At 62.6% G+C, this 25,554-nt stretch carries 23 protein-coding genes and 3 pseudogenes; 11 read left to right on the forward strand and 15 right to left on the reverse strand.

The genetic code is table 11. The annotated features are described in order from the left end of the window. Positions 1-10 precede the first annotated feature (10 nt). The 7 genes and pseudogenes from B2J77_RS05280 to B2J77_RS05310 all read right to left on the reverse strand — a co-directional run. A pseudogene (locus B2J77_RS05280) lies at positions 11-712 on the reverse strand (type VI secretion system Vgr family protein); the annotation flags it as partial. Further along, positions 709-1,292, reverse strand: a pseudogene (locus B2J77_RS05285) (type VI secretion system baseplate subunit TssF); the annotation flags it as partial. The pseudogenes B2J77_RS05285 and B2J77_RS05280, both read right to left, overlap by 4 nt. Continuing rightward, a complete protein-coding gene (gene tssE, locus B2J77_RS05290) occupies positions 1,289-1,804 on the reverse strand; it encodes a type VI secretion system baseplate subunit TssE (RefSeq protein ID WP_078478124.1) in 516 nt (171 codons plus the stop codon). The gene tssE and the pseudogene B2J77_RS05285, both read right to left, overlap by 4 nt. Then, positions 1,798-2,241, reverse strand: coding sequence for a hypothetical protein (locus B2J77_RS21445; protein ID WP_182139752.1), 444 nt, complete (start codon positions 2,239-2,241; stop codon positions 1,798-1,800). The genes tssE and B2J77_RS21445 overlap by 7 nt, the downstream gene beginning before the upstream one ends. Continuing rightward, entirely contained in the window at positions 2,238-2,678 is a 441-nt protein-coding gene (locus tag B2J77_RS05300) for a type VI secretion system amidase effector protein Tae4 (protein ID WP_058638526.1), read from the reverse strand. Before B2J77_RS05300 ends, B2J77_RS21445 begins: the two co-directional genes overlap by 4 nt. 70 nt (positions 2,679-2,748) lie before the next feature. Beyond that, positions 2,749-3,237: an Hcp family type VI secretion system effector gene (locus B2J77_RS05305; RefSeq protein ID WP_058638525.1), complete on the reverse strand. Its 489-nt coding sequence runs from the start codon at positions 3,235-3,237 to the stop codon at positions 2,749-2,751. A gap of 70 nt (positions 3,238-3,307) precedes the next feature. Then, positions 3,308-3,652 (reverse strand): annotated as a pseudogene (locus B2J77_RS05310) (type VI secretion system contractile sheath large subunit); the annotation flags it as partial. A 469-nt stretch (positions 3,653-4,121) separates the two neighbouring features. Between B2J77_RS05310 and tagH the strand changes: the two are divergent. The 5 genes from tagH (at position 4,122) to B2J77_RS05335 (ending at position 7,959) form a co-directional block, all read left to right on the forward strand. Then, the gene (tagH, locus tag B2J77_RS05315) at positions 4,122-5,297 is read left to right on the forward strand and encodes a type VI secretion system-associated FHA domain protein TagH (RefSeq protein WP_078478125.1); all 1,176 of its coding nucleotides are present in this window, start codon (positions 4,122-4,124) and stop codon (positions 5,295-5,297) included. Then, positions 5,212-6,012, forward strand: a complete 801-nt coding sequence (gene tagQ / locus B2J77_RS05320; protein WP_267128933.1) for a type VI secretion system-associated lipoprotein TagQ — start codon at positions 5,212-5,214, stop codon at positions 6,010-6,012. Before tagH ends, tagQ begins: the two co-directional genes overlap by 86 nt. Before the next feature lie 127 nt (positions 6,013-6,139). Then, on the forward strand, positions 6,140-7,033 hold the full coding sequence (locus B2J77_RS05325; RefSeq protein ID WP_078479393.1) for an NAD synthetase: 894 nt from the start codon (positions 6,140-6,142) through the stop codon (positions 7,031-7,033). After that, positions 7,030-7,470 carry a hypothetical protein gene (locus tag B2J77_RS05330; protein WP_058638522.1) on the forward strand — a complete coding sequence of 147 codons (441 nt, stop codon included), beginning with the start codon at positions 7,030-7,032 and terminating at the stop codon, positions 7,468-7,470. The genes B2J77_RS05325 and B2J77_RS05330 overlap by 4 nt, the downstream gene beginning before the upstream one ends. 30 nt (positions 7,471-7,500) lie before the next feature. Then, complete coding sequence (locus tag B2J77_RS05335; RefSeq protein ID WP_058638521.1) at positions 7,501-7,959, forward strand: hypothetical protein; 459 nt, start codon at positions 7,501-7,503, stop codon at positions 7,957-7,959. Between the two features lie 189 nt (positions 7,960-8,148). On the opposite strand, the gene B2J77_RS05340 is transcribed toward B2J77_RS05335, so the two are convergent. The 3 genes from B2J77_RS05340 to B2J77_RS05350 form a co-directional block, all read right to left on the reverse strand. Next, positions 8,149-9,435, reverse strand: coding sequence for an MFS transporter (locus B2J77_RS05340; RefSeq protein ID WP_058638520.1), 1,287 nt, complete (start codon positions 9,433-9,435; stop codon positions 8,149-8,151). 545 nt (positions 9,436-9,980) lie between these two features. Further along, positions 9,981-11,234, reverse strand: a complete 1,254-nt coding sequence (locus B2J77_RS05345; RefSeq protein ID WP_023536270.1) for a ribonucleotide-diphosphate reductase subunit beta — start codon at positions 11,232-11,234, stop codon at positions 9,981-9,983. Positions 11,235-11,449: 215 nt separating this feature from the next. Further along, the gene (locus tag B2J77_RS05350) at positions 11,450-14,329 is read right to left on the reverse strand and encodes a ribonucleoside-diphosphate reductase subunit alpha (RefSeq protein WP_027914193.1); all 2,880 of its coding nucleotides are present in this window, start codon (positions 14,327-14,329) and stop codon (positions 11,450-11,452) included. 674 nt (positions 14,330-15,003) lie between these two features. On the opposite strand from B2J77_RS05350, the gene B2J77_RS05355 reads away from it, so the two are divergent. Then, positions 15,004-15,702, forward strand: a complete 699-nt coding sequence (locus tag B2J77_RS05355) for a response regulator transcription factor (RefSeq protein ID WP_058638519.1) — start codon at positions 15,004-15,006, stop codon at positions 15,700-15,702. 29 nt (positions 15,703-15,731) lie between these two features. Next, positions 15,732-17,303: an ATP-binding protein gene (locus B2J77_RS05360; protein ID WP_182139888.1), complete on the forward strand. Its 1,572-nt coding sequence runs from the start codon at positions 15,732-15,734 to the stop codon at positions 17,301-17,303. A 3-nt stretch (positions 17,304-17,306) separates the two neighbouring features. Here B2J77_RS05360 and B2J77_RS05365 read toward each other — a convergent pair whose 3' ends face one another. Together B2J77_RS05365 and B2J77_RS05370 are read right to left on the reverse strand one after the other, a co-directional pair. Beyond that, the gene (locus B2J77_RS05365; protein ID WP_058638517.1) at positions 17,307-18,008 is read right to left on the reverse strand and encodes a 4'-phosphopantetheinyl transferase family protein; all 702 of its coding nucleotides are present in this window, start codon (positions 18,006-18,008) and stop codon (positions 17,307-17,309) included. A gap of 156 nt (positions 18,009-18,164) precedes the next feature. Further along, the gene (locus B2J77_RS05370; RefSeq protein ID WP_058604332.1) at positions 18,165-18,959 is read right to left on the reverse strand and encodes a dienelactone hydrolase family protein; all 795 of its coding nucleotides are present in this window, start codon (positions 18,957-18,959) and stop codon (positions 18,165-18,167) included. A gap of 129 nt (positions 18,960-19,088) precedes the next feature. Here B2J77_RS05370 and B2J77_RS05375 point away from each other — a divergent pair, with 129 nt between their 5' ends. The 4 genes from B2J77_RS05375 (at position 19,089) to B2J77_RS05390 (ending at position 23,471) form a co-directional block, all read left to right on the forward strand. Continuing rightward, positions 19,089-19,694, forward strand: a complete 606-nt coding sequence (locus B2J77_RS05375) for an outer membrane beta-barrel protein (RefSeq protein WP_078478127.1) — start codon at positions 19,089-19,091, stop codon at positions 19,692-19,694. Between the two features lie 149 nt (positions 19,695-19,843). Next, on the forward strand, positions 19,844-20,521 hold the full coding sequence (locus tag B2J77_RS05380) for a response regulator (protein WP_023536231.1): 678 nt from the start codon (positions 19,844-19,846) through the stop codon (positions 20,519-20,521). Next, positions 20,518-21,864 carry an ATP-binding protein gene (locus B2J77_RS05385; protein ID WP_058638515.1) on the forward strand — a complete coding sequence of 449 codons (1,347 nt, stop codon included), beginning with the start codon at positions 20,518-20,520 and terminating at the stop codon, positions 21,862-21,864. Before B2J77_RS05380 ends, B2J77_RS05385 begins: the two co-directional genes overlap by 4 nt. A 284-nt stretch (positions 21,865-22,148) precedes the next feature. Further along, on the forward strand, positions 22,149-23,471 hold the full coding sequence (locus B2J77_RS05390) for a dicarboxylate/amino acid:cation symporter (protein WP_058604330.1): 1,323 nt from the start codon (positions 22,149-22,151) through the stop codon (positions 23,469-23,471). A gap of 117 nt (positions 23,472-23,588) precedes the next feature. Here the strand turns inward: B2J77_RS05390 and tsaA are convergent, their stop codons facing one another. From tsaA to B2J77_RS05405, 3 genes are read right to left on the reverse strand one after another with little or no spacing between them, the layout of a single operon-like run. After that, the gene (tsaA, locus tag B2J77_RS05395; protein ID WP_078479394.1) at positions 23,589-24,281 is read right to left on the reverse strand and encodes a tRNA (N6-threonylcarbamoyladenosine(37)-N6)-methyltransferase TrmO; all 693 of its coding nucleotides are present in this window, start codon (positions 24,279-24,281) and stop codon (positions 23,589-23,591) included. 6 nt (positions 24,282-24,287) lie between these two features. Then, complete coding sequence (locus B2J77_RS05400) at positions 24,288-24,749, reverse strand: DUF1456 family protein (protein WP_058604329.1); 462 nt, start codon at positions 24,747-24,749, stop codon at positions 24,288-24,290. Between the two features lie 49 nt (positions 24,750-24,798). Continuing rightward, positions 24,799-25,509, reverse strand: coding sequence for an rRNA pseudouridine synthase (locus B2J77_RS05405; RefSeq protein WP_078478128.1), 711 nt, complete (start codon positions 25,507-25,509; stop codon positions 24,799-24,801). Between the last annotated feature and the right edge of the window lie 45 nt (positions 25,510-25,554).

Consider the following 25,554-nt stretch of genomic DNA (forward strand, 5'->3'; position numbering starts at 1 on the left):
ACAGGTCTCGTTACTGGTCGGAGCCGGAGAAGATCGCCTTCACCGAGTCGTCGATGGTCTTTTTCACACCCTGGTTGTCGGGTGCGGTCTGCGCACCGCTGCCGACGTTCAGGTCGAGGGTGCCGTCGGTATTGATCTCGCCGTTCTGACTGGCATGGAAGCTGAACTGCGCGCAGCTGATGTTGATCTGGCCGCTGGCGTTCAGCTCGATCACGCTCTTGCCGCACACTAGGCGCAGGTTTTCACCCACTTCGATCAGGTAGCTGGTGCTGACGCTGTCAGTCTTGCTAGCGCCGACCAGCAGCATGTCGTCGCGGCGCACGGCGCGGATGCGGTCCTGGCCGATGGTGATGGTTTCCAGCATGCCGACCGTCTGGGTGCGGTTGATGCCGACCGCCAGCGTCTCGCACTGCTCGACCACGGTGTCCATGTTGCGCTCGGCATGCACGTACAGCTGCTCGGCGCCCTTTTTGTCCTCCATGCGGATTTCATTGAAATTGGCCGGGCTGCCCCCCTTGCTCGAACGGCTCTTCATGCCGCTTTGCGTGGCATTGGCGGGCAAGTCGTAAGGCACGCTCTGCTCGGCGTTGTATACGCGGCCGGTGATGATCGGCCGGTCAGGGTCGCCTTCGAGGAAGCTGACGATCACCTCCTGGCCGATCCGCGGGATCTGCATCGAACCCCAGTTCTTGCCGGCCCAGGCCTGGCGAACGGCACCTCGGCGCCAGTGCGCAAGGTCAGGCGCATGCCGGCGCGGGCCTGCGGCACGCTGCCGGCTAGGCGCCCGAGCACCGCACCGGGGTTGCCGAAGTACTCGGCGGCGGCCACCTGCAACGGCCACAAGGTAACGTCCTGGGTGCTGCGGAACTCGCACGGGGTCTGCGAGTTGCGCCCCAGGTTGGCGCGCAGCACACTGTCACGCGGCAGGCGGAAACCGCTGGCCAGCGAACCCTCGTCGGGGTCGGTCTGCAGTTGCACCACGGTCATCGATGGGGTCGGCGCCAGGTAGTGTGGGTAGGCGATTTCCAGCAGGTTGTGGGTGAAGGTCGGGTACTCGGCGTCGAGCTTGAGCTGCACCCGGGCGGTGAGGTAGGCGAAGCCTTCGAGCAGGCGCTCGACATACGGGTCGGCGCACTCGATGCCGGACAACGTCAGGCGCCCGGCAATTTTCGGGTATTCCCTGGCGAACTCCGCGGCACTCTCGCTTTCGGGTATTCCCTGGCGAACTCCGCGGCACTCTCGCGAATGTGCTGCAACTCCTGGTTGTACAGCTCGAGCATGCGCGGGTTCATGCACGCCTCCGGCGTTCGGCGGGGGCCACACGCACATGCCCGGACTCAAGGTCGATGTCGGTCTGCAGCAGCAACGGCAGCGCCGCTGGCTGGGCCCACAGGTCGCCTTCGATCTCGAAGCTCAAGGCGTTGGCGTTCATCTCGCCGGGCGCGGCCTGGGCCCGCACCTTGAGGGTGTGGGGGAGAATGCGTGGCTCGTAGGTGGCGATGGCCTGGTGGATGATGCGTTCCAGGGCGGTCAGGTCAATGTTCGAGGCGCTGTTGCCGGCCAGCGCCGGTAGCCCATAGTTGACCACCGAGGCCCCGGCCGGGGTGTCCAGGGTGGTGACGCTGTCGAGCAGCGAAGTGGTGTTGAGCAACCAGGCGAGGTCGCGCAGCACAGAGGCCTTGAGCTGGTGCAGGCTGAGCACGCGCTTGTCCGGGGCTTCCTGCGGGTTGCCCGGGTTGTCGTCGGTCAGGCGGTCCAGCAGCGACGGCTGCAGGCGGTCGCGGGCGGCGATCTCGGCTACCACTCGAACAGCCCCACGAAGTTCTTCTGGTCCACAGGGCCACGCGAGCAACTGCCGCCACGGGCCAGGATGGAGGGCTCCAGGCGCGTGCCGAGCTGACGCACGGCCTGGAACTGGCTGTCGCAACGGCCAGGTTGCGCCGGGTCTGGTTGCACATGGCTGACAATGATGATCTGCGCCCCCTTGAATTGTTCGACGCGTGGCTTGCCGCTGTCGCGCCCTGGGCTGAGCTGGCAGGGCCAGGGCATGTCCAGTTGCAGCAGCGAGGCATCGGCTTTGCGCAGCGCGCAGCGGCCTTGGTGGTTAACCAGCGCAAGGGTGTGGCCGCCCAAGTTCACCTCAGGCGCCGCGCCCGACGGGGCAGCGGGCGCCTGGGCACACGCGTTCAAGGCGAATGCGAGCAGCAGCGCCGGCAGCAGGGTTGTGCATGCAGGTCTCATTTGAGCTCCCAGAACCAGACAGCCTTGGATCGGTGCGCCTGGTCGGCGAAATAGCCCGTGACCCGGCCTCGGTCCCACAGATCGATGTGGTCGCCGGTACGGTTGTCGAATGCCTGCCCGGCACGGGCGAAGCAATCCTTGAAGAAGATGATGCCGCGCTTCTCGCTGAGCTTGAGGCGGTCGTCGGCGCTGCCGCTCAGTTGTAGGGGTGCGCCGAGATGGTACTTCCACAACCAGTTGGCAAGCGACTCGGCGCCCCGGGCATGGCCATGAGCACAGCGCGGTTCGCTGTAGCTGCCGGCATTCACCTTGATGGTGTGTTCGCCATTGAGCGCAATGCTCATGCGAATGGCGCACTGGTTGTCCCAGCCGCCGTCGCAAGGCGACGAGTCAGTCGGGTAGGCATTCCACAGGTTGATGAAAGAAGGCTTGGCCATGGGTTCACCGTAAGCGGGTGAGGTGAGGGAAAGGCGTCCACGCCAGCCAAGGCAGCGCGGACGCGGTCGGTCAGATCTTGACGTTGGAGCGGATGTTCCAGCCGTACTTGATCGGGCCGCCTTCCTTGCTGCCGTCGGCTTTCTGCGGCTGATAATCGACGGTGACCTTGGCGAAGTTCAGGGTCACGTTCTCGGTCAGGCGGTCGTCGCTGCCCGAGCCACCGGTGCTGAGCGAGCTGATGATGACTTCTTCAAGGTTGATGATCAGGTACTCGACCTGACTCTCGCCCCCGGCCTTGCGCACGGTCAGCTTGACCTTGTCGATGTGCTTGCCGCTGGAGCAGTGGGCCATCAGGTTGGGGCTGGACTTGTCGATGTACTTGGTGATCGACAGGTCCTGGATGTTGACCTTGCCCGAGCCGCCGCCGCTGCCCGTGTGCATGTTGCCGGACTGGGACATGCCCCAGCTCCAGTTGAGCACGTCGATTTCGTCCTTGTGGGCCTTGTCGTGGGACTCGCCCTTGATGTCGCCGATCTTGATGAAAATATCTACAGCCATGATGTCCTCGGTATTACGCGTCAGGTTGGCGGTTGGGTGCAGTTAGGGCTGTCAGACAGCCCGGGGGCGGTCAGGCCCCTTTGGCCGAAGGCAGCTTCGATACCAGGCGCAGCGACACGGTCAGCCCTTCGAGCTGGTAGTGGGGGCGCAAGTAGAAGCGCGAGTTGTAGTAACCCGGGTTGCCTTCGACGTCCTCGACCACGACCTCGGCCGCTGCCAGCGGGTGCTGGGCCTTGGTGGTCTCGGTGGAGTGCGCCGGGTCGCCGTCGACGTAGTTGAGGATCCAGTCCTGCAGCCAGCGCTGCATCTCGTCCTTTTCCTTGAACGAGCCGATCTTGTCGCGAACGATGCACTTGAGGTAGTGCGCGAAGCGGCAGGTGGCGAACAGATACGGCAGGCGCGCGGCCAGGTTGGAAACTCAGCGTCATATTCGAGGTCTTCGCCGCAGGGGAAGTCAGCAGAAACAGCGGCGAGCAACGGCGATGCGTACACCAGAATTCGATCTCCCTATCGGCCCTTGATGAGGGCGTGTTCTTGTGCGAATTTGCAAATGTGAACTGGCGCACAAACTTTTAACGCGTGTCGAAGTGGTATCACGATGATATTATTTTGGCACTTCGAAGTTGCGCATTTATGGTTTATCTATTTGCAGGTGTCAAGGTAAGCTACGCGCCTCCGAGTGCCTGCTGTGACGCTGTTGGCAGTAGCCAGGCACCGCTCGTCATGGATTCTGGTTTGGCTACGGCATTGGCGTTACATACCCTTCATATATTTTTGGTTTTTGCCTGGGCTACGTGAATCAAGCGTTGCAGCGGTGTTCGAGTGGCTTCGCACACTAACTCGAATGGATGGATCGACGTTCTAAACGGATGCAAGGAGGCATGATGGCACTTTGCCTAACTATCACCAGCTATCACAAGATTACCCCTGGACAATGTCCGGAAATGCGGCTGGAGAGCGGTGCCATCACTATTGGTCGCGCGGCTAACAATGACTGGGTACTTCCCGACCCGGAACGGTTGGTATCGTCTCGGCATTGTGTGATCCAGTCCAAGAATGGCCAGTATTACTTGACCGACGACAGCACCAATGGTGTCGAGTTAGTTTGTGCCGGTATTCGTTTGCGTCGTGGTAACAGTGAGCCGTTGATGGATGGCGAAGTTATCCGTATTGGTGAATACGAGATACAGGCGCGGATCGACGCGAGCCTGCCTGGCAGCCTTGAAAGCGAGCCCCAGGCGCACAGTTTCGAAGCGCTGATGGCCAACCAGATGGCCGCCCCGACCATGCCTGCCCCGGCGATTTCCGGGGCGCCGGCTGCGCTCCTGCAGGGGGCTTCGAGCCATGACACCCTGCCTGACCTGTTCGATTTCCTCGGCCCGGCCAGCGTGCCGCCGGTCAGCCAGCCCGACCACGTCCCTGCCCAGCAGCATGACTTTCGCCCACCAACCCCGTTGGCTCCGCCGGCACCGACTGCCGCCCCGGCCACCCCGGGGTTGATTCCGGAAGACTGGGACCTGCTCGGCTCGACGCCGGCTGCAGCGCCGGCGGCAGTGGCCCCGGCTGCGGCTGCGGCTGCGGATATGATATCGCCACCGTCAGCGCCGCCGGTGACAGCGGCAGCGGTCGCGCCGCCTGCCGCTGCGCCCGCACCGGCCATGGCCAGCGACGCCCTGTTGCAGGCGTTCCTGCGCGGCGCTGGCATCGAGCACCTGCGCATCGACGCCGCCGATGCCGCCGCGCAGATGGAGGCCATCGGCCGTAGCTACCGCCTGATGGTAGAGGGCCTGATCGATGTTTTGCGTGCGCGCAGTAGTCTGAAGGGCGAGTTCCGCATGCAGCAGACCACCATTGCCCCGGTGCAGAACAACCCGCTGAAATTCGCCCCCAATGCCGACGAGGCGTTGCTGTTGTTGCTGCGCCACGGCAACCCGTTTCAGCACAGTCCTGGTCGCCGGCTGCTCCAGCTCGCCGGTGTCCAAGGTGGGTGCCACGACCAAGGTCGAGTACTACCCGAGCTGCTACGAGCCGGTGCAGCACTTGCGTTCCACCGACGGTGACATGACCCGCTCGGTGGCCAGCGGTGCGGTCATCGGCGCCCTCGGCGGTGCCTTGACCGGCGCCCTGATCGACGGCGACAACCGCGGCCGCAATGCCGCCATCGGTGCAGCAGGTGGTGCCCTGGTGGGTGGCGCCGCCGGCTACTACACGGAGCGCCAGAAGCAGATCAGCGACGACAAGCAGCGCATCGCCTCGTACGCCACCGACATCGACAAGAGCGCCGCCGACCAGGATCGCACTATGGCCTATGCCAAGGCTTCGCAAAGCTGCTACCAGCGTGAGTTCACCAGCCTGATCGCAGGCCGCAAGGCCAACCGCATCAACGACACCGAAGGGCGCAAGCGCCTGGCCGAGATCGTCTCGGGCCTGCAGGAGTCGAACAAGCTGCTGGCCACCGTCAATGGCCGCGTCGCGGAAAACCTCGACAGCTACACCCAGGCCTACGAGCAGGACTTCAAGCAGGTTGGCGTGGCGCGTACCGAAGTCGCCACCGTGGCCGCACCGGCCAAGACCACCGGCAAGAAGACCCAGGCCAAGAAGGTCAACAAGGCCGTGCCGCAAGAGGCCGTAGCCACCGAGAAGACCCTGCAGAAGGCCGCCACCAAGAAGGCCGAGGCCCAACAGGTGGCCAACGCTGGCGTGGACCAGGTCAACAAGATGTGCCGCTGCCCCGACATGGGTAACTGGGCGCCGATACCGTGCCCGAACGTGTAACCCCACGCTGCGTTGCGCTCGCGCCGCTGCACCCGCAGCCCGTGTGCAGGTCGCCTGACCTGCCTGGGCCGCGGTTGCGCCGGCGCAGCGGCTTTTTGAAACTAGGAGAGTTGTTGTGACAGACCTGATGACCGACGTGCTCGGCGGCTACCGGCAGCAAATGGCACGCCAGCGGTTGTTGCTGACCCTCGACCAGCAGAAGCTATTCAGGGCCATTGATTCCGACCCGGGTATCGTTGGCGCGGGTGTTGTCTACATCGATGCCCAGTACAACGTGATCGTCCTGCGCGAATTCAAGCCGATCTGCAGCATCGCGCCCAAGCGCGTGATTTTGCAGGAGGCGCCACCTTACAAGTCACCTGAACAGTTCATGACCCAGCTGCAGACCGGCGCTCGTGAGCGCAAGGTGATGGCAGAGGCCGTGAACGCCAGTTTGAGTTGCCTGTCGGCCTACCTGGGTTGGGTCGTCATGTTCAGCGGCACCATTGCCGTACCTTTCACTGGCGGCGCCAGCATGGTGTTGACGGCGGTCGGTTATGCCGCCGCAGCGGCAGGGACCGGGCAGTGCATGATGGGCGGGTATCGGGTGTTCAACGAAGTGTTCGACCCTGGGCAGAACGACTGGCTCGACAGTAATGACACGGTCCAGACGGTAATGAGCATACTCGACGGCGTAGCGCTGGCCGGTGTGGGCGCATCGAGCCTGACCACCGTGCGTTTCCTGCAGGCACGCAAAGCGGCGACCGGCAAGGGCTGGAGAGAGCTGTTCCAGAGCCTGTCGCGGCAGCAGCGCAAGGCCCTGGCCGAGGAACTTCTGCAGATCAAGCACCCGTCGCTCACCGCCAAGCAGCTGAAGCTGAAGCAGGCGGCGGGTACCGCGATCAAGCGTTTCACCCCCACCCAAATCCAGCACGCCACGCATACCTTGATCAAGGACTCGATTGGCGGCTTGTCGGGTTTTGCCAGCAGTAGCTTCGTGCAGTCGGTTGCCGTGGGGCTTTATGAGGAAATTGACGAATGACCCATGGCCAGGAACTGCAAGCATTCCTTTCCCGTTATTTCGGCGTGTTCATTGCCGAGTTTTTCTTTTCCTGCATGGCGCTGGGCGGTACCGTCTCGCTGGTGTTCTCCACCTATATGCGCGGTTCAGACCCTGAACTCTCGGTGATGGTGCTGGCGGCAGCCGGTGTAGTGAGCGCCGCCTCCCATATCGCCATGGTGCGTGGCTTTGCCTGGGGCGTGCGCGGTGTGGTCGGCATCCTCGTGGTTGCCTTGCTCGCCGCATTGCCCAGCTACGGTTATCGCCCGCACATGGGGGGGTATATTTCCGTCCTGGTGTTCGGTTTGCTGGCTCTGCTGATCATCAACAGCCAGCGCTACCGGGACATGCGTGTTCGCCTGATGGAGTATCGGGACATCCGTAAATTCAACCGCCGGGTAGCGAAAGCCGGTAAATGACACCTTTGTGGATGTAACGAGGCTATCTGAATGAATCTGCGCCAAAAGCGTACCTGGCTTGGCGGTTTGCTGTTGCCCTTGCTCGCCGCCTGCAACGGGCACAAGGTCGAACGCGTCGTGGTGTATGAAAACGACGTCCATCACTGGCGCATCGAGCACGTGGTAGCGCACAACTGGCCTGCTGGGTCTCGCCAGTACTACGAGGTATTTCTCAAAGACCGCTTGCTGATCCTGCCCGCTAACACCTTCAACGACGTGCGCGACATCCGCGAGTTCATTGCCGCCGGCGGCTTCGATATCAGCAACTGGCGCAACGATACGGTCGTTGTGGCGTTCGAGAACGTGCAGGAGCGCAAGGGCGGCAACGAGCACTTTGTCCGCTCGCTGATGATCACCCCGACGCACCAGGAAGGGGAGGTGATACTGGCCGACATGACCACCCGCCAGCAGGTTGCCGTGCAGCGGGTGGAGCCGGGTGGTGATCACTGACGTGGGTGACGGCTTGCGCTGCAACCATAAGGTGAACAGCGGACTGAGGGGGAGTGACACCGGTCTCTCTGGTGCCATTGGCGCTTCCATCTGCTTTCCACTTGCGTGGCCTGAGCGCTCGACCCACTCTGGGCGGATAACGGCACTGCCAGGGACACGGGTCCCTGGCAACTCATGGCTCACGATGGTTCAAATTGGAACCCGATCCTTCCTTGCCATTCGACGATACAACACAACCGTCGAGCACAGCGCACACAGTGCAGCAAATGCGACCCAGTAAGCAGGCGCTGCTTTGTCACCGGTTTCATGGATCAACCAAGTCGACATGACCGGTGTGAAACCGCCGAACAGAGCCGTAGCCAAACTGTAGGCTAGGGAAAAGCCCGCTACCTTCACTTCGACTGGCATGATTTCCGTGAGCGCCGGGATCATCGCACCGTTGTACATCGCATAGAGGAAGGAGAACCACAGCAGTACCTCAAGCATGTGCGCGAAGCTTGCCGCATGGGCCAGGTAAGACAGTGCCGGGTAAGCGGTGAACAAGGTGAGTACGGTCATGGCGATCAGGATTGGTTTACGACCGAAACGGTCGCTGAGCGTGCCGCCGATGGGTAGCCAGATAAAGTTGGACACGCCTACCAGAAGCGTCACCAGCAGCGCGTCGTTTGCGCTCAGGTTGAGCACAGTCTTACCAAAGGTCGGCGCGTACACGGTGATCAGGTAGAAAGCGCTGGTGGTCATGGCGACCATCAACATGCCCGCGATGACTACCGATGAGTTGCGGCCGAGGGTGGCGATCACTTGCTTCATGGTCGGGCGATGCTGACGCTTCTCGAACGCTTCGGTTTCTTGCAGGTTACGGCGCAGGAAGAAGATGAACGGGATGATCAGGCAGGCAGCGGCGAACGGAATTCGCCAGCCCCACTCGCTGATCTCGGCCGGCGCCAGGCTTTGGTTCAGCCCGTAACCCAACGCAGCGGCGACCACGATGGCGACCTGTTGGCTGCCGGATTGCCAGCTGGTATAGAACCCTTTGCGACCTGGTGTAGCCATTTCGGCTAGATAGACCGATACCCCACCCAGTTCAGCACCGGCGGAGAAGCCTTGCAGCAAGCGGCCAAGTAGTACGAGCGCGGGTGCCCAATAGCCGATCGTGGCAAAGCCAGGGACCAGGACGATGAGCAGCGTGCCACTCGCCATGATTGACAGCGTGACGATAAGGCCTTTACGGCGGCCCACATCGTCGATGTAAGCGCCCAGAATCACCGCCCCCAGTGGCCGCATGAGGAAACCGGCGCCGAACACCGCGAAGGTCATCATCAGCGAGGCGAATTCGCTGGAGGCTGGGAAGAAAGCTGAAGCGATTTGGGTGGCGTAGAAACCGAACAGGAAGAAGTCAAATTGTTCGAGGAAGTTACCAGATGTGACACGTAGAACCGCCGCGGCCTTGGACCGGGCGGGAGGCGAAGCGGGCATAGACGGTTCTCCAGCATAAATCTGTTCGTTTTTGAGCGGTCAAGCGCCTCGATTATGCTGGACACATCCTGAAATGCTTAATGAAACATTCTGATCACTGCAGCGCAGGGCGCACTCACGCGACACGAGAGCTAACAGGCGCTTGTACCCATTCGCAAAGGTCATCGTTTGACGAAAGAACCGATTTTCAGCCGCAGATTTGTCAGATCACTGGTCTTTTTCCAGGCTCCGGCTGCTTCTCCACGCCGGTACAACCCGCGTTGGCACCAGATAACGTTTTTGTCGCCAGGCAACAGGTGAGCGACCTCCGCTACATCGGCCGTAGACTTTCCGCCTGCTGTAGCACGTGTCGGAGGTGCAGTGAAGGGTTCAGCGTTGACTGGATTTCAGTACAAAAGCTGAATAAGAAAATTTCAGAGGGATTGAGTGCACAATGAGCTCATCCGGGCCTTGTGCACTCAATCAACATCGCTTGTAGCAGGAGGGTTCAGTTTAGTGTTGGTGAAAAAACTTCAGCCGGAAGTGAAAACCTACGCGCTTGAGGATCAATCCCAGCTCAACGCCCCACCGGTCTGATACTCGATCACCCGCGTCTCGAAGAAGTTCTTCTCCTTCTTCAAGTCCATGATCTCGCTCATCCACGGGAACGGGTTGGTCGTGCCTGGGTACTCTTCCTTCAGGCCGATCTGCGTCAGGCGACGGTTGGCGATGAACTTGAGGTAGTCCTCCATCATCGCTGCGTTCATGCCCAATACCCCGCGTGGCATGGTGTCACGGGCGTATTCGATCTCCAGCTGGGTCCCTTGCAGGATCATCTGGGTGGCTTCTTCCTTCATCGCCGCATCCCACAGGTGCGGGTTTTCGATCTTGATCTGGTTGATCACGTCGATACCGAAGTTCAAGTGCATCGACTCGTCACGCAGGATGTACTGGAACTGCTCGGCCACGCCAGTCATCTTGTTGCGGCGGCCCATGGACAGGATCTGGGTGAAGCCGCAATAGAAGAAGATGCCTTCCAGCACGCAGTAGTAGGCGATCAGGTTGCGCAGCAGTTCCTTGTCAGTCTCGACGGTGCCGGTGTTGAATTCCGGATCGGAGATGGCGCGGGTGTACTTAAGGCCCCAGGCCGCTTTTTTCGCGACCGACGGGATCTCGTGGTACATGTTGAAGATCTCGCCTTCATCCATGCCCAGCGACTCGATGCAGTACTGGTAGGCGTGGGTGTGGATCGCCTCCTCGAAGGCCTGGCGCAGGATGTACTGGCGGCACTCGGGGTTGGTGATCAGGCGGTATACGGCCAGGGCCAGGTTGTTGGCAACCAGCGAGTCGGCCGTGGAGAAGAAGCCCAGGTTGCGCATGACGATGCGGCGCTCGTCCTCGGTCAGGCCGTCCTGGCTCTTCCACAGGGCGATGTCGGCGGTCATGTTGACCTCCTGCGGCATCCAGTGGTTGGCGCAGCCGTCGAGGTACTTCTGCCAGGCCCAGTCGTACTTGAACGGGACCAGCTGGTTGAGGTCGGCGCGGCAGTTGATCATGCGCTTCTCATCCACCGCCACACGGGCAGAGGAGCCTTCCAGCTCAGCCAGGCCTTCGGCAACGTCCAGGGCGTCCAGGGCCGCCTTGGCGCGCTTGACGGCCTCGGAGTCCGAGGCCGTGGCGGCGCGAGCTTCCAGGGCCGCGGCACCGCCGGCGCTGTCGAGCTTGTCGAGGGTGGCGGCGGCGTGTGCCTGCGCAGGGGTATTGCCTTTGGCGGCGACTTCGCCGTCATCTTCTTTATCGAATTCGTCCCAGCTCAGCATGGTGAGAGTCTCCTGCTCGAGGGCCATCTGTGGAGTATGGCCGGTAGATCTTGGTTGCGGTGCGGTGCACGCAAATCAGCGGTGCCCGTGGCGGGCTGGCCCCAGCGGCGCGGCTGCGGCTTTTGTATCGAGTAGCGGGGCGGCAGCGCCATACCCGCAGGCTTGCATACAGCTCTACAAAAAAGAGGCTTCCCGCAGGAAGCCTCGGCCTGGCCTTACTGGCAGGCTTCGCAGTCCGGCTCGTCGATCGCGCAGGCCTTGGGCACTGGCGCAGGGCCGGCTGCCTGGACCGGGGCGCTGTCGCCACCGCTGGACACGGCGTTAAGCTTGCCGGTGTTGATGGTCGACTTCTCGGTGCTGGTAGCGGCCAGGGCACGGAGGTAGTAGGTGGTTTTCAGACCACGGTACCAGGCCATGCGGTAGGTCACGTCCAGCTTCTTGCCCGAAGCACCGGCGATGTACAGGTTCAGCGATTGAGCCTGGTCGATCCACTTCTGACGACGGGAAGCGGCGTCGACGATCCACTTGGTTTCCACTTCGAAGGCCGTGGCGTACAGCTCCTTGAGCTCTTGTGGAATACGCTCGATCTGCTGTACCGAACCGTCGTAGTACTTCAGGTCGTTGATCATGACCGAGTCCCACAGGCCACGGGCCTTGAGGTCGCGAACCAGGTACGGGTTGATCACGGTGAACTCGCCCGACAGGTTCGATTTCACGTAAAGGTTCTGGTAGGTCGGCTCGATCGACTGCGACACGCCGGTGATGTTGGCGATGGTCGCGGTTGGCGCGATGGCCATGATGTTCGAGTTACGAATACCTTTCTGTACACGGGCACGGACCGGCGCCCAGTCCAGGGTTTCGTTCAGGTCGACGTCGATGTACTTCTGGCCACGGGCCTCGATCAGGATCTGTTGCGAGTCCAGCGGCAGGATGCCTTTGGACCACAGCGAGCCCTGGAACGTCTCGTAGGCACCGCGCTCATCGGCCAGGTCGCAGGAGGCCTGGATGGCGAAGTAGCTGACCGCTTCCATCGACTTGTCGGCGAATTCGACGGCAGCGTCGGAGCCGTAGGCGATGTGCTGCAGGTACAGCGCATCCTGGAAGCCCATGATGCCCAGGCCCACCGGACGGTGCTTGAGGTTCGAGTTACGCGCTTGCGGCACCGAGTAATAGTTGATGTCGATCACGTTGTCGAGCATGCGCACGGCCGTGTTGACGGTGCGTTGCAGTTTGGCGGTGTCCAGCTTGCCATCGACAATGTGGTTCGGCAGGTTGATCGAGCCCAGGTTGCAGACCGCGATCTCGTCCTTGTTGGTGTTCAAGGTGATCTCGGTGCACAGGTTCGAGCTGTGCACCACGCCCACGTGCTGCTGAGGCGAGCGCAGGTTGCACGGGTCCTTGAAGGTCAGCCACGGGTGGCCGGTCTCGAACAGCATCGAGAGCATCTTACGCCACAGGTCCTTGGCCTGGATGGTCTTGAACACCTTGATCTTGTTGTACTCGGTCAGGGCTTCGTAGTACTCGTAACGCTCTTCGAAGGCCTTGCCGGTCAGGTCGTGCAGGTCTGGCACTTCCGAGGGCGAGAACAGGGTCCACTTGCCGTCGTCGAAGACACGCTTCATGAACAGGTCAGGGATCCAGTTGGCAGTGTTCATGTCGTGGGTACGACGGCGATCATCACCGGTGTTCTTGCGCAGCTCGATGAATTCTTCGATGTCCAGGTGCCAGGTTTCCAGGTAGGCACACACAGCGCCCTTGCGCTTGCCGCCCTGGTTGACCGCAACAGCGGTGTCGTTCACGACTTTGAGGAACGGCACGACGCCCTGGGACTTGCCATTGGTGCCCTTGATGTAGGAGCCCAGTGCACGCACCGGCGTCCAGTCGTTGCCCAGGCCACCTGCGAATTTGGACAGCATGGCGTTGTCATGGATCGCGTGGTAGATGCCCGACAGGTCGTCCGGGACGGTGGTCAGGTAGCAGCTCGACAGCTGCGGGCGCAGGGTGCCGGCGTTGAACAGGGTCGGGGTCGAGGCCATGTAGTCGAAGGACGACAACAGGTTGTAGAACTCGATCGCGCGCGCTTCCTTGTCCTTTTCTTCCAGTGCCAGGCCCATGGCCACACGCATGAAGAACACCTGTGGCAGCTCGAAGCGCACGCCATCCTTGTGGATGAAGTAGCGGTCGTACAGGGTTTGCAGGCCCAGGTAGGTGAACTGCTGGTCACGCTCGTGATCGATGGCCTTGCCCAGGCGCTCCAGGTCATAGGCTGCCAGTGCCGGGTTGAGCAGCTCGAACTCCACACCCTTGGCGACGTAGGCCGGCAGGGCCTTGGCATACAAGTCGGCCATTTCGTGGTGCGTGGCGCTGTCGGCAACGTTCAGGAAGGCCAGGCCTTCGGCGCGCAGGGTGTCCATCAGCAGGCGAGCGGTGACAAACGAGTAGTTCGGCTCACGCTCGACCAGGGTGCGCGCAGTCATCACCAGGGCGGTGTTGACGTCCTTGATGGCCACGCCGTCGTACAGGTTCTTCAGGGTTTCGCGCTGGATCAGGTCGCCATCGACTTCGGCCAGGCCTTCGCAGGCTTCGCTGATGATGGTGTTCAGGCGCGCCATGTCCAGCGGCGCCAGGCTGCCGTCGGCCAGGGTGATGCGAATGCTTGGGTGCGGCTCGACCACGGCGTCGGTGCTGACGCGGGTGGCGCGCTCCTTGGCGCGCTGCTCACGGTAGATGACGTAGTCACGGGCGACTTTCTGCTCGCCGGCGCGCATCAGGGCCAGTTCGACCTGGTCCTGGATTTCTTCGATGTGGATGGTGCCACCCGATGGCATGCGACGCTTGAACGTGGCCGAGACCTGCTCGGTCAGGCGCGCGACGGTGTCGTGAATGCGCGACGAAGCGGCGGCGGTACCGCCTTCAACTGCGAGAAACGCCTTGGTGATGGCCACGGTGATCTTGTCGTCGGTGTAAGGGACGACAGTACCGTTACGCTTGATCACGCGCAGTTGGCCAGGGGCAGTGGCGGCCAGATCCTGATTGGATTCGGCAACCTGCGGGGCCTTGGCCTGCGGGTTCTCGCGAGTCGTGTCGGTTTGCATGGGTGGGTGTCTCCACAGTTTCTATATTGATCAGGCGCCCAATTGGGCGCCCACCGTTCCGTCCACTTGCTCGATTGCCTGGCGGGGATGCGCAACGCAAGCGCATCCGTCCGCGCGGGCGTACCGACTTCGGGACAGACTCAGGAATAAGGGCAATGGCTTGCCGCTCCCTGGCCGAAGTCAAAAGTTCCGGGTTGCCGGAATCTGTTGCTGATGAGTGCCAGGCTCGCCTGGTGCACCCATGCCCGAACAAGGCCCTGGCAGGGCTTGCCTCGGTCGCCTCCGCAGGAGCGGTTTGGCTGCTGAAACCACCGTAAGTTCAGCCGAAAAATCCGATGATTTTGCGGGTTGACTTTTGTAAGTGATTTTGCACGAACCCCTATATCTAGTGGTTCGTCGCGATCGCGATACAAGATAATGCGGTATGGGGGTGTTTGCAAGGCGAGCGGCTGTGGATATCTTGTGGGTACTTTGTGAGTGAAACGTAAGTATTCGCTGTAGGCCTTGTGCCCACTGGTTTGAAGTATTTTTCTGCGTCTGCTTGCCGCTGGGCAGTTTTTTTCAGGGGCTGCCAACGCACTCGGATCTTTGTCCGCAGAACCATCCAGTGGGTTGGCTCGGCAGGGCGCTGGTCGTACTATCCAGGGAAAAACAGCACCAACAGGCCCTACGCCATGGATCCAACGCCACCGCGCATCCTCATTGTCGAAGACGATCAGCGTCTGGCCGAGCTGACCGCCGAATACCTGAGCGCCCAAGGGTACGCGGTCAGTGTCGAGGGCGATGGTGCGCGTGCAGCGCGACGCATCATCGATACCCAGCCGGACCTGGTCATGCTGGATGTGATGTTGCCGGGGGAAGATGGCATGAGCATCTGTCGCCGCGTGCGCAGCCGATACCCTGGGCCCATCCTGATGCTCACGGCACGCACCGACGAGCTGGATCAGGTGCAAGGGCTGGACATCGGCGCAGACGACTACGTGTGCAAGCCCGTACGCCCCCGGCTGTTGCTGGCGCGCATCCAGGCCCTGCTGCGTCGCAGCGAGGCGCCTGCGGGCAAGCGCCAGGACCTGACCTTCGGCGCGCTGCGCATCGACAGCCGGGTGCGTGAGGCGTGGCTCGGCGAGCGGCAGATCGAGCTTACGGGCGCCGAATTCGACCTGCTGTGGCTGCTGGCCAGCAACGCTGGCAAGGTACTGACCCGCGAACAGATATCCACGGCGCTGCGCGGTGTCGGCTATGACGGCCAGGACCGCTCCATCGACATACGCATTTCCCGCATCCGCCCTCGCATCGGCGACGACCCCATCCAACCCCGGTTGATCAAGACCCTGCGCAGCAAAGGCTATCTTTTTGTGGGCCAATGCCCGTGAACTCCATTTTCCTGCGCATTTACGGCGGCATGCTGGCGGTGCTGGTGCTGGTGGCGCTGCTGGGGGTGCTCAGCCTGCACCTGGTCAACGAAGTACGTGCCGCCCAGCATCGCGAGGGCCTGGCCCAAGGCACGTTCAGCCTCATGGCAGACAACCTGGCCTTGCAGAGCGACACCGAGCGCAAGCGTTCCCTGCTGCTGTGGGGGCGGCTGCTGGGGGTGCCGCTGCAATTGCAGCCCATGTCGGCCTTCGCCCTTGATGGCACACAACGCGCGCGCCTGTACCGCAGCCTCGTGGTGGTCGAGAAGACCGGCCCGCATGCGGCTCGGGTGTTGCGCAGGGTAGGGCAGCAGGACCTGCTGCTGGTCGCCCAGGTCAGGCAGATCAGCGAGCAACTGGCCCGCGCGACCCTCTACTTGCTGGCCGACGAGTTGGTGCGTTACCCGGTGACCGAACAGCAGCAGCGCCTGGAGCAGATCAAGCGCGACAAGGGCTTCGGGTTCGGGGTTGCCCTGCAGCGCATCGAGCGGGCCAGCCTGGATGACGATCAGCGGCGCCGGGTGGAGGAGGGTGACACGGTGATGGCGCTGGGCATGGATGGCGATTCCATACGCGTGTTCGCCGGGCTCTCCGGCTCGCCGTGGGTACTGGAGATCGGGCCCTTGCACCAGCTCAACCCTTACCCACCCCAGTTGCTGGTATTGATCACCCTGGTTGGGCTGAGCCTGATTGGCCTGGTGGTCTACCTGCTGGTGCGCCAACTGGAGCGGCGCGTGTCCGGCCTGGCGCTGGCCGCGGCGGGCATCGCCCAGGGCAGCCTGGACACACGCGTCCCCGCAGGCGATGCCGACTCGGTCGGGCGCCTGGCCGCTGCATTCAATGGCATGGCCGAGCACTTGCAGCGCTCGCTGTCCATGCAGCGCGAGCTGGTGCGTGCCGTGTCGCACGAGCTGCGCACCCCCGTGGCCCGCTTGCGCTTCGGTCTGGAAATGGTCGAAAGCGCCGCCACCGAGCAGGCCCGCGCCAAGCACCTTGCCGGCATGGACGGCGACATCCAGGACCTGGACAAGCTGGTCGACGAAATGCTCACCTACGCGCGCCTCGAGCAGGGCGCCCCGGCGCTGACATTCCAGCGTATCGACCTGGATGCCTTACTCGATCAGGTCATTGCCGAATTGGCTCCACTGCGCCGTGAGATACGCCTGCTGCGAGGCGATTGCCAGGGCGTCGAAGGCGAGACCTCCTGGGTCGAGGCAGAACCCCGCTACCTGCACCGCGCCGTGCAGAACCTGGTGAGCAATGCCCTGCGCCATGCCGAGCATGAGGTGCGCGTGCGCTACCAGCTAGGCCCGCAGGTCTGCCGTATCGATGTGGAAGATGACGGCCCAGGCATCCCGGAAGGGGTGTGGGACCGCATCTTCACGCCGTTCATGCGCCTGGACGACAGCCGGACCCGGGCCTCCGGTGGCCATGGCCTGGGTTTGTCGATCGTGCGCCGTATCATCTATTGGCACGCAGGCCGTGCCACGGTAGGCCATGGCAAGGCCCTGGGAGGCGCCTGTTTCAGCCTCGCCTGGCCGCGGCAACAGGCGCCGTTGTAGGCCTCAGGCGCTGACCAGGCTCAGCAAATGGCCGTCCTGCAGGCAGAATTGCCCCTGCAATTGATCGCCCTTGCGCCATTGGGCGGACAGGTCGGTGAGCAGGCGCAGCGTGGCCAGCCCTTCAGCGGACCATTCGAGCAGCTCGGCATGTTCGAAGTAAAAGCGCTGACCAGTGAGGGGGTAGAGCGTCTTGAACAGGCTTTCCTTCAGCGAGAAGGTCAGGGTCACGGCCAGGCCCAACTGCCGGTGGTCCAGGCGCTCCAGCTCCATCGGCGTGAGGATCTCGCCCATCAGGCGCTCGGCGCGCTCGTCATCGAGCAGCGCTTCCTGATCCAGCCCCAGCCCGCGACAGCTGCTTTGGGCGGCAACCACCGCCGCCGCCCAGCCTTTACCGTGGGTAATCGAGCCCCGGATACCGGCAGGCCAGATGGGGGAGCGGTCTTGGTGGGTGGTGGGCACGTAGTCCCGGCCATCCAACTGCTGCAATGCAGCACGCGCGCATACCCGTCCTGCGACATATTCAGCCTGGCGCTTGGCGACTGAACGTAGCAGGCCCGCACTGGGTACGATGCCAGCACGCGCGAAATCGTCCGGGGTAATGCTTGTGGGGTCGAAGGCGCAACTGACCAGCACCGCGCCAGGCAGGGGGCGGGGCAAGGGCCAGTGTTGCCGAAGCGAGGTACAGCAGGCAGGAAGGGTAGTCATGCGCGGTATTGTGCCAGCTGAGCAGGGGTTGCGGGAGGTGCAGGGCGATGCTGCCCGGCACATGGGCGAAGTTTTCAACACAAGCATGAAAACGCGCCCAGTGTTGCCTACCTGTCACGGTGAGCGCTGGCATCCCATCATGGCTGCCCCGTGTGATCACTCATTGAACACTTGCTTGAAGAACGCCTGCATGTCTGCCCAGGAGCGGTCGTCGGCTGCCTTGTCATAACCGATGTCCGGGCCGCCGTGATCCCCATGGCTCAGTCGGTCGGCATCAGGGTTGGTGAACCCGTGCTTGGCCCCATCGAGGCTGACGAAGCGGTAATTCACCTTCGCCGCGTCCATCTCCGCCTTGAAGGCCTGCACTTGTTCGGCCGTCACCATGCTATCTGCCGCGCCGTGCTCCACCAGAATCGCCGCCCTCACCACCCCAGGCTTTGCTGGAGTAGCGGTAGCCAGGGCGCCATGGAAACTCACCACCCCGTCAAGCTTCTCGCCGCGCCTGGCGGCATCGAGTACCACCTTGCCGCCAAAGCAGTACCCCACAGCGCCCAGGTCATGCTTGTTGGTGTTGGGCTGCAGCTTGAGCAACGCCAGCCCGGCGTCGAAACGCCTGGCAGCAGCCTTGGGGTCCTTGAGTGCTGCCGCCATGAACGCCTGGGCGTCTTGAGGGTGCTCGGTGTGCTTGCCGTCACCGTACATGTCGATGGCCAGGGCGTTGTAGCCCAGCGCTGCCAAGTCCCGGGCGCGCCGTTTGGCATAGTCATTGAGCCCCCACCACTCATGCACCACCACGATGCCAGGCCGCTTGCCGGTGACGGCGTCGTCATAGGCGTAATAGCCCACCAGCCGGTTGCCATCGGCATCCTGATAGGGAATCTCGCGGGTCTGTACCGCCGCCTGGGCGAAGGCGGCGGTACACATCAAGGTCAAGGCCAGCAAGGCGCGCATGGTGACTACTCCTGGATTGCGATCGGTTCGTTCAGTCAATGTTCAGCAGGGGTTCAGTCGAGGTTCAGTGTGCCCTGCTTACTCTAGCTTCCAGACCTCAACAGCGCACTCGACTGGAGTAACCTCACCATGAAAACATTCAACACCCTGCTTGCCGCCGTAGCCGTCTGCGCCGCTGGCATGACCAGCGCCCAGGCGGCCGACGAAAACTTCGCCAGCCTCACCTACGGCCAGACCAGCGACAAGGTTCGCAAGTCAGGCCTGCTGCAGCGCAACACCGACCACCTCAACACCGACGGCGTGATCGCCAAGGACGGTACCTGGGGCGTGCGCCTGGGCCGTATCAATGACCAAGGTCGCTACTACATGACCTACGACAACGTCTCCGGTGACCACAGCGGCTTGAAACTTCGCCAGGAAAACCTGCTGGGCAGCTATGACCTGTTCCTGCCCGTAGGCGATACCACCAAGCTGTTCGGCGGCGGTACCCTGGGCATGACCAAGCTGTCCCAGGAATCGCCAGGCCTGAGCCGCGACACCGACTACGGTTACGCCTACGGCCTGCAGGCAGGCGTCATCCAGGACATTACCGACAAGGCCTCGGTCGAACTGGGCTACCGTTACCTGCGCACCAATGCCGCCACCGAAGTCAGCCCCCACGGCACGCCGAAGGCCGGTACATTGCGCCTGAGCAGCAGCGCGCAGACCTATCTGGCGGCTTCCTACAAGTTCTGACCTGCCCGTCGCGTTATCCTGAGCGACCCGGGTCTGGCAAGCCAGCTCCAACCAGTGCCATGCTGGGCCATCGGGCCGGTAGGCGCACGCGGTGGGGCTGGCTTGTCAGCATTGGGCACCGTACAGGCACATCCATCAAGGAGCTGCACATGAAACTGCTGGTGGTCGAGGACGAAGCCTTGCTTCGCCATCATCTCTATACCCGCTTGGGGGAAAGTGGCCACGTGGTCGAGGCGGTCGCCAATGCCGAGGAAGCGTTGTACCAGGCCGAGCAGTACCACTTCGACCTGGCAGTGGTCGACCTGGGGCTGCCGGGCATCAGTGGTCTGGAGCTGATCACGCGCCTGCGCAACCAGGCCAAGACCTTCCCCATCCTCATCCTCACTGCCCGCGGCAACTGGCAGGACAAGGTCGAAGGGCTGGCCGCTGGCGCCGACGACTACCTGGTCAAGCCGTTCCAGTTCGAAGAACTGGAGGCGCGCCTCAATGCGCTGCTGCGCCGCTCCAGCGGCTTTACCCAGTCAACCATCGCCGCCGGCCCGTTGGTCCTGGACCTCAATCGCAAGCAGGCCACGCTCGACGAGCAGCCACTGGGCCTGACCGCCTATGAATACCGCATCCTTGAGTACCTGATGCGTCATCACCAGCAGGTGGTGGCCAAGGATCGCCTGATGGAGCAGCTCTACCCTGGCGATGAAGAGCGTGATCCGAACGTCATCGAAGTGCTCATCGGGCGCTTGCGGCGCAAGCTCGAAGGCGAATGCGGCTTCAAGCCCATCGATACCGTGCGCGGGCTTGGCTACCTGTTCACCGAGCGCTGCCGATGATTCGATCCCTGCGCGTGCGCCTGATGCTGGCCGCTGCCGTGTTGGCGGTGCTGTTCATGCTGGCGCTGCTGCCAGCCTTGCAGAAAGCCTTCAGCCTTGCCTTGCAGGAATCGATCGAGCAACGCCTAGCCTCGGACGTGACTACACTGATCTCGGCGGCGCGTATCGAAAACGGGCAGCTGCAGATGCCGGCGCTGTTGCCTGACGAGCGCTTCAACCTGCCCTATACCGGCCTGCTGGGGTACATCTTCGACCGCAGTGGCCACCTGGTCTGGCAGTCCCGGGCCACGGCAGCGCAGAACATCAACTACCAGCCTCGCTACGATGGCCGCGGAAACGAGTTCGCCCGCATCCACCAGGCCAACGGTGAGGAATTCTTCGTCTATGACGTCGAGATAAAGCTGCTGGGCGGCAAGAGTGCTGCCTTCAGCATCGTGGCCCTGCAGCCAGTACGCGACTACCAGCGCACCCTCGACGGCCTGCGTGAAAAACTCTACCTGGGCTTCGGCGCTGCCTTGCTGGCACTGCTGGCGCTGCTCTGGGCAGGGTTGACCTGGGGGTTGCGCTCGCTGCGCCGGCTCAGCCGCGAGCTCGACGATCTGGAATCCGGCGCGCGGGACGGCCTGAGTACCCAGCACCCCCGCGAACTGCTGCGCCTGACCGGTTCGCTGAACCGCCTGCTGCAAAGCGAGCGCGAGCAACGCCAGCGTTACCGGGACTCGCTGGACGACCTGGCGCACAGCCTGAAGACGCCCTTGGCCGTGTTGCAGGGGGTGGGCGAAAGCCTGCAGCAGCACAACGGCGAGCGCGAGCAGGCCAGGGTCCTGCAGAGCCAGATCGAACGCATGAGCCAGCAGATCGACTATCAACTGCAACGCGCCAGCCTGCGCAAGAGCGGCCTGGTGCGCCATAGCGTGGTGCTACGCCCCTTGCTCGACAGCCTGTGCAGCACGCTGGCCAAGGTCTATCGCGACAAGCACGTGGAGGTGACCTTGCAGGTGCCAGACCAGGCACGGGTGCCCGTGGAGCAGGGCGCATTGCTCGAACTGCTGGGTAACCTTCTGGAAAACGCCTACCGCCTGAGCCTGGGCCAGATAAGGGTAAGCCTGTTCAGAGAAGCCGGACGGCTGACCCTGTGTATCGAAGATGACGGCCCAGGCGTGCCCGCCGATCAGCGCCAGCGCATTCTGGAGCGCGGCGAGCGGCTGGACAGCCAGCACCCGGGGCAAGGCATTGGCCTGGCTGTGGTGAAGGACATCATCGACAGCTACGATGCCGAACTGAGCCTCGATGACTCGACGCTTGGTGGCGCCGCCTTCCGTATCACCTTCAATCTGGAATGAGCCCAGGCGGTTTTCCGCCATCTGGGCCGCTCCAGTTCCGCCAGCGGGCGGAAACCCGCCACCCTTGCTCAGGTTTCGCCCCGCCGTTGGGCATGGAAAGCCAGCAATAGCCCAGCCTGCACCCGGTTTGGGCATTTTGGCATCGCCCTTGCTATCGCTATTGGCAGAGGCCTCAACAGGCAGCTCTACCACAACGACAAATCCCTCCAAGTGCAGGAGGGTTAGCGATTCAGGTGCTGCACCCCTGGAACAGGGTGGCGCGGCACACTTGAGGAAAAACAGCCATGACGACACGTCAGCCGCTTTACAAATCCCTGTATGTCCAGGTGTTGGTTGCCATCACCATCGGTATTCTGCTCGGCCATTACTACCCGGAAACGGGTGTTGCCCTCAAACCCTTGGGTGATGGCTTCGTCAAACTGATCAAGATGGTCATCGCCCCGATCATCTTCTGCACCGTGGTCAGCGGTATCGCCGGCATGCAGAGCATGAAATCCGTCGGCAAGACGGGCGGCTATGCGTTGCTGTATTTCGAAATCGTCTCCACCATCGCGCTGATCATCGGCCTGGTGGTGGTCAACGTGGTCAAGCCCGGCGCGGGCATGCACATCGACGTCAGCACCCTCAATGCCAGCAGCGTGGCCGCCTATGCTGCCGCCGGCGCGCAGCAGACCACCGTAGGCTTCCTGCTCAACGTCATCCCCAATACCGTGGTCGGTGCCTTCGCCAACGGCGACATCCTGCAAGTACTGATGTTCTCGGTGCTGTTCGGCTTCGCCCTGCATCGCCTGGGCAGCTACGGCAAGCCGTTCCTGGACATGATCGATCGCTTCGCCCATGTCATGTTCAACATCATCAACATGATCATGAAGCTGGCCCCGATCGGTGCCTTCGGCGCCATGGCCTTCACCATCGGCCAGTACGGCGTGGGCTCGCTGGTGCAGCTCGGCTACCTGATGGCGTGCTTCTACATCACCTGCCTGCTGTTCGTGCTGGTGGTGCTCGGTGGCATCTGCCGTGCCCACGGTTTCAGCGTACTCAAGCTGATCCGCTACATCCGTGAAGAACTGCTGATCGTGCTGGGCACGTCCTCGTCCGAGTCCGCACTGCCGCGCATGCTGGCCAAGATGGAGCGCCTGGGTGCCAAGAAGTCCGTGGTAGGCCTGGTCATCCCGACCGGTTATTCGTTCAACCTGGACGGCACCTCGATTTACCTGACCATGGCTGCGGTGTTCATTGCCCAGGCCACCGACACCCCGATGGACATCACCCACCAGATCACCCTGCTGCTGGTGCTGCTGGTCGCTTCCAAAGGCGCCGCCGGTGTTACCGGTTCGGGCTTCATCGTACTGGCGGCCACGCTGTCGGCTGTTGGCCACTTGCCGGTTGCCGGCCTGGCCCTGATCCTGGGTATCGACCGCTTCATGTCCGAAGCACGTGCCTTGACCAACCTGGTGGGCAACGCCGTTGCCACCGTGGTCGTGGCCAAGTGGGTCAAGGAGATGGACAACGACACGCTGGCGTCGGAGTTGGCTTCCGGTGGCGGTCCGCTGATCGACACCCGTCCAACCGATGACCTGGGCGTTGCCGAAGGTCCTGCGCGTTGATCGCAACGTAACGGCACAAAAAAAGGCGACCCGACGGGTCGCCTTTTTCATGGGCGGCAGTTCGTGCCTGCGGCCGATGGCGGCAGCACAACCTCCAGGTGCGGCCCTATTGCACCTTCAAGCCAGCACCACCTCAAGCACGCAGATCACATCCGTCTGCGGGTAGTGCCACCTGACCTGCACATCCCAGAACTTCACCCCATATACCCGCTCGGCCACAGGCACCTGATAGGCCGGCCGTGGGTCTTGCGCCAGGCATTGCTCGATCAGGGCCACCAGGGGCTCGCCCAGCCGCAACGCATGCTCGCGGGCCTGGGGCAGGGCGCTGTTGGCCCACTGCACGGGAATGGCGACTGGCGCAGCGCTGGCCATGTGGTTATGGGCACCCTCGACACTGTCGGCATAGGGTACGTAAGGCTTGATGTCCAGCACCGGCGTGCCGTCAAGCAGGTCGATGCCTGACAGCAGCAAGCGGCCAGGTTCAACACCCTCCAGCCGCACCACCGACTGGCCGATGCCGTTGGGCCGGTGAGTGGCGCGGGTGGCGAACACGCCCATGCTCTTGTTGCCCCCCAGGCGCGGTGGGCGCACCTTGAGCCTGGGTTTTTCTTCCAGGGCCTGGTGGAACAGAAACAGCAGCCAGACGTGGCTGACCTGATCCAGCCCTTCGACTGCCTCGGGTTGGTCGAAGGGTGGCAGCAGTTCCAGCACACCGCGTGCGGCTGGTGCCAGCTGCGGCTGGCGCGGAATGGCGAACTTCTCCATGAAGCAGGAGCGCACGATCCCCACCGGCGCCACCGTATGCTGCATGACCATTCAGCCGTGCACGCGCTGGGTCAGGCCCTTGAGGAAATTGCGCAGCAACTGGTCGCCGCACGGGCGGTAGTTGTCATGGCCGGCCTTGCGAAACAGTGCGCTGAGCTCAGGTTTGCTGACGGGGAAATCGACCGATTTCAAGATCGCGTGCAGGTCGTCTTCCTTCAGTTCGAAGGCCACGCGCAGCTTCTTCAGGATCTGGTTGTTGGTAACCGGCAGCTCGACAGGTTGTGCCGGACGGCTTTCGTCCTTGCCGCGACGGTAGATGACCAGGCCGTCAAGAAAGTGCGCCATGACCCGGTCCGGGCAGCGCACAAAGCCTTGCTCTTCTTCTTTCTTCACATAGGTCGCCAGGACGACAGGGTTCACGTCCAGGCCGGTCAAACCGATGATCTCGGCCATCTTGGCGTCATTGACTTTCAACATGTAGCGCAGGCTGCGCAGGACGTCATTGTGGTTCATTGCTGCAAAATCCTGTTCTTGTGCCGCACGTCATCGCACGGCATCTCACTTAGAAACGTTCGGTGCCCATCAGGTAGCGCCATTGGCCCAGCGCCAGCTTGCCCATCGAAACGCCACCCAGGCGTATGCGGCGCATGCCCAGCAACTCCAGGCGCAGATAGGCGCACAGTTCGGAAATCTGGCCGGGTTGCGGGTTCTTCAGCACCAGGCGCAAATGGGTTTCGTTCTGCCAGCTGGCCTTGGCCTTGGGCAACTCGCGGTCATTGCGGGTCACACCGCGGGCCAGACGCTCGAGCATCTGCGCACTGGCTTCACCGCGCACCTGGACGACGAATTCCTGTTCGAGCTTGCGCAGGTCGGCGTTGATCTTGCGGGTAACCCGCCAGTCCTGGGTAAACACCTGCAAGCCGCTGGCACCCGGTTCCAGCGGTGCTATACAAGCCTGGCGGGTGAAATGCCCGTGCAAGGGGCGCACGCCTTCGCGATGGGCCTCGCTGAGGCTGGTCATGTTCATGCCAAGCCGGGCGGTTTCATTGTCCATGCCCGCGGCTTGGTGCAGCAGCAGCGTAACCGGCTCCAGGCTCTCGGCGCGCGCGCCGGGCAGCAGCTCCACATGCTGCTGCTCGACCTTGAACTGCGGCTGCTCGACCACCACGCCATCGACCGTCACCCAGCCTCCTTCGATATACAACTCAGCCTCGCGGCGGGAGCAGCCAAGCTGCTCGACAAGGCGTTTGGACAGACGGACGGGTTCGGACATGACGACGATTCGCAAAGGCAATGAAAGGCTGCATTGTACCCTTCC

It is taken from the genome of Pseudomonas parafulva, assembly GCF_002021815.1.
In the GTDB taxonomy this organism is placed as follows: domain Bacteria; phylum Pseudomonadota; class Gammaproteobacteria; order Pseudomonadales; family Pseudomonadaceae; genus Aquipseudomonas; species Aquipseudomonas parafulva_B.

Bases quoted from the DNA above. Each gene is read 5' to 3' on its own strand.
- B2J77_RS05405 (WP_078478128.1), bottom strand. From the start codon at position 25,509: ATGTCCGAACCCGTCCGTCTGTCCAAACGCCTTGTCGAGCAGCTTGGC.
- B2J77_RS05355 (WP_058638519.1), top strand. From the start codon at position 15,004: ATGGATCCAACGCCACCGCGCATCCTCATTGTCGAAGACGATCAGCGT.
- B2J77_RS05385 (WP_058638515.1), top strand. From the start codon at position 20,518: ATGATTCGATCCCTGCGCGTGCGCCTGATGCTGGCCGCTGCCGTGTTG.
- tsaA (WP_078479394.1), bottom strand. From the start codon at position 24,281: ATGCAGCATACGGTGGCGCCGGTGGGGATCGTGCGCTCCTGCTTCATG.
- B2J77_RS05345 (WP_023536270.1), bottom strand. From the start codon at position 11,234: ATGCTGAGCTGGGACGAATTCGATAAAGAAGATGACGGCGAAGTCGCC.
- B2J77_RS05330 (WP_058638522.1), top strand. From the start codon at position 7,030: ATGACCCATGGCCAGGAACTGCAAGCATTCCTTTCCCGTTATTTCGGC.
- B2J77_RS05365 (WP_058638517.1), bottom strand. From the start codon at position 18,008: ATGACTACCCTTCCTGCCTGCTGTACCTCGCTTCGGCAACACTGGCCC.
- B2J77_RS05380 (WP_023536231.1), top strand. From the start codon at position 19,844: ATGAAACTGCTGGTGGTCGAGGACGAAGCCTTGCTTCGCCATCATCTC.
- B2J77_RS05305 (WP_058638525.1), bottom strand. From the start codon at position 3,237: ATGGCTGTAGATATTTTCATCAAGATCGGCGACATCAAGGGCGAGTCC.
- B2J77_RS05335 (WP_058638521.1), top strand. From the start codon at position 7,501: ATGAATCTGCGCCAAAAGCGTACCTGGCTTGGCGGTTTGCTGTTGCCC.
- B2J77_RS05350 (WP_027914193.1), bottom strand. From the start codon at position 14,329: ATGCAAACCGACACGACTCGCGAGAACCCGCAGGCCAAGGCCCCGCAG.
- B2J77_RS21445 (WP_182139752.1), bottom strand. From the start codon at position 2,241: ATGAGACCTGCATGCACAACCCTGCTGCCGGCGCTGCTGCTCGCATTC.
- B2J77_RS05300 (WP_058638526.1), bottom strand. From the start codon at position 2,678: ATGGCCAAGCCTTCTTTCATCAACCTGTGGAATGCCTACCCGACTGAC.
- B2J77_RS05340 (WP_058638520.1), bottom strand. From the start codon at position 9,435: ATGCCCGCTTCGCCTCCCGCCCGGTCCAAGGCCGCGGCGGTTCTACGT.
- B2J77_RS05325 (WP_078479393.1), top strand. From the start codon at position 6,140: ATGACCGACGTGCTCGGCGGCTACCGGCAGCAAATGGCACGCCAGCGG.
- B2J77_RS05370 (WP_058604332.1), bottom strand. From the start codon at position 18,959: ATGCGCGCCTTGCTGGCCTTGACCTTGATGTGTACCGCCGCCTTCGCC.
- B2J77_RS05390 (WP_058604330.1), top strand. From the start codon at position 22,149: ATGACGACACGTCAGCCGCTTTACAAATCCCTGTATGTCCAGGTGTTG.
- B2J77_RS05375 (WP_078478127.1), top strand. From the start codon at position 19,089: ATGAAAACATTCAACACCCTGCTTGCCGCCGTAGCCGTCTGCGCCGCT.
- B2J77_RS05360 (WP_182139888.1), top strand. From the start codon at position 15,732: ATGCTGGCGGTGCTGGTGCTGGTGGCGCTGCTGGGGGTGCTCAGCCTG.
- B2J77_RS05400 (WP_058604329.1), bottom strand. From the start codon at position 24,749: ATGAACCACAATGACGTCCTGCGCAGCCTGCGCTACATGTTGAAAGTC.
- tagH (WP_078478125.1), top strand. From the start codon at position 4,122: ATGGCACTTTGCCTAACTATCACCAGCTATCACAAGATTACCCCTGGA.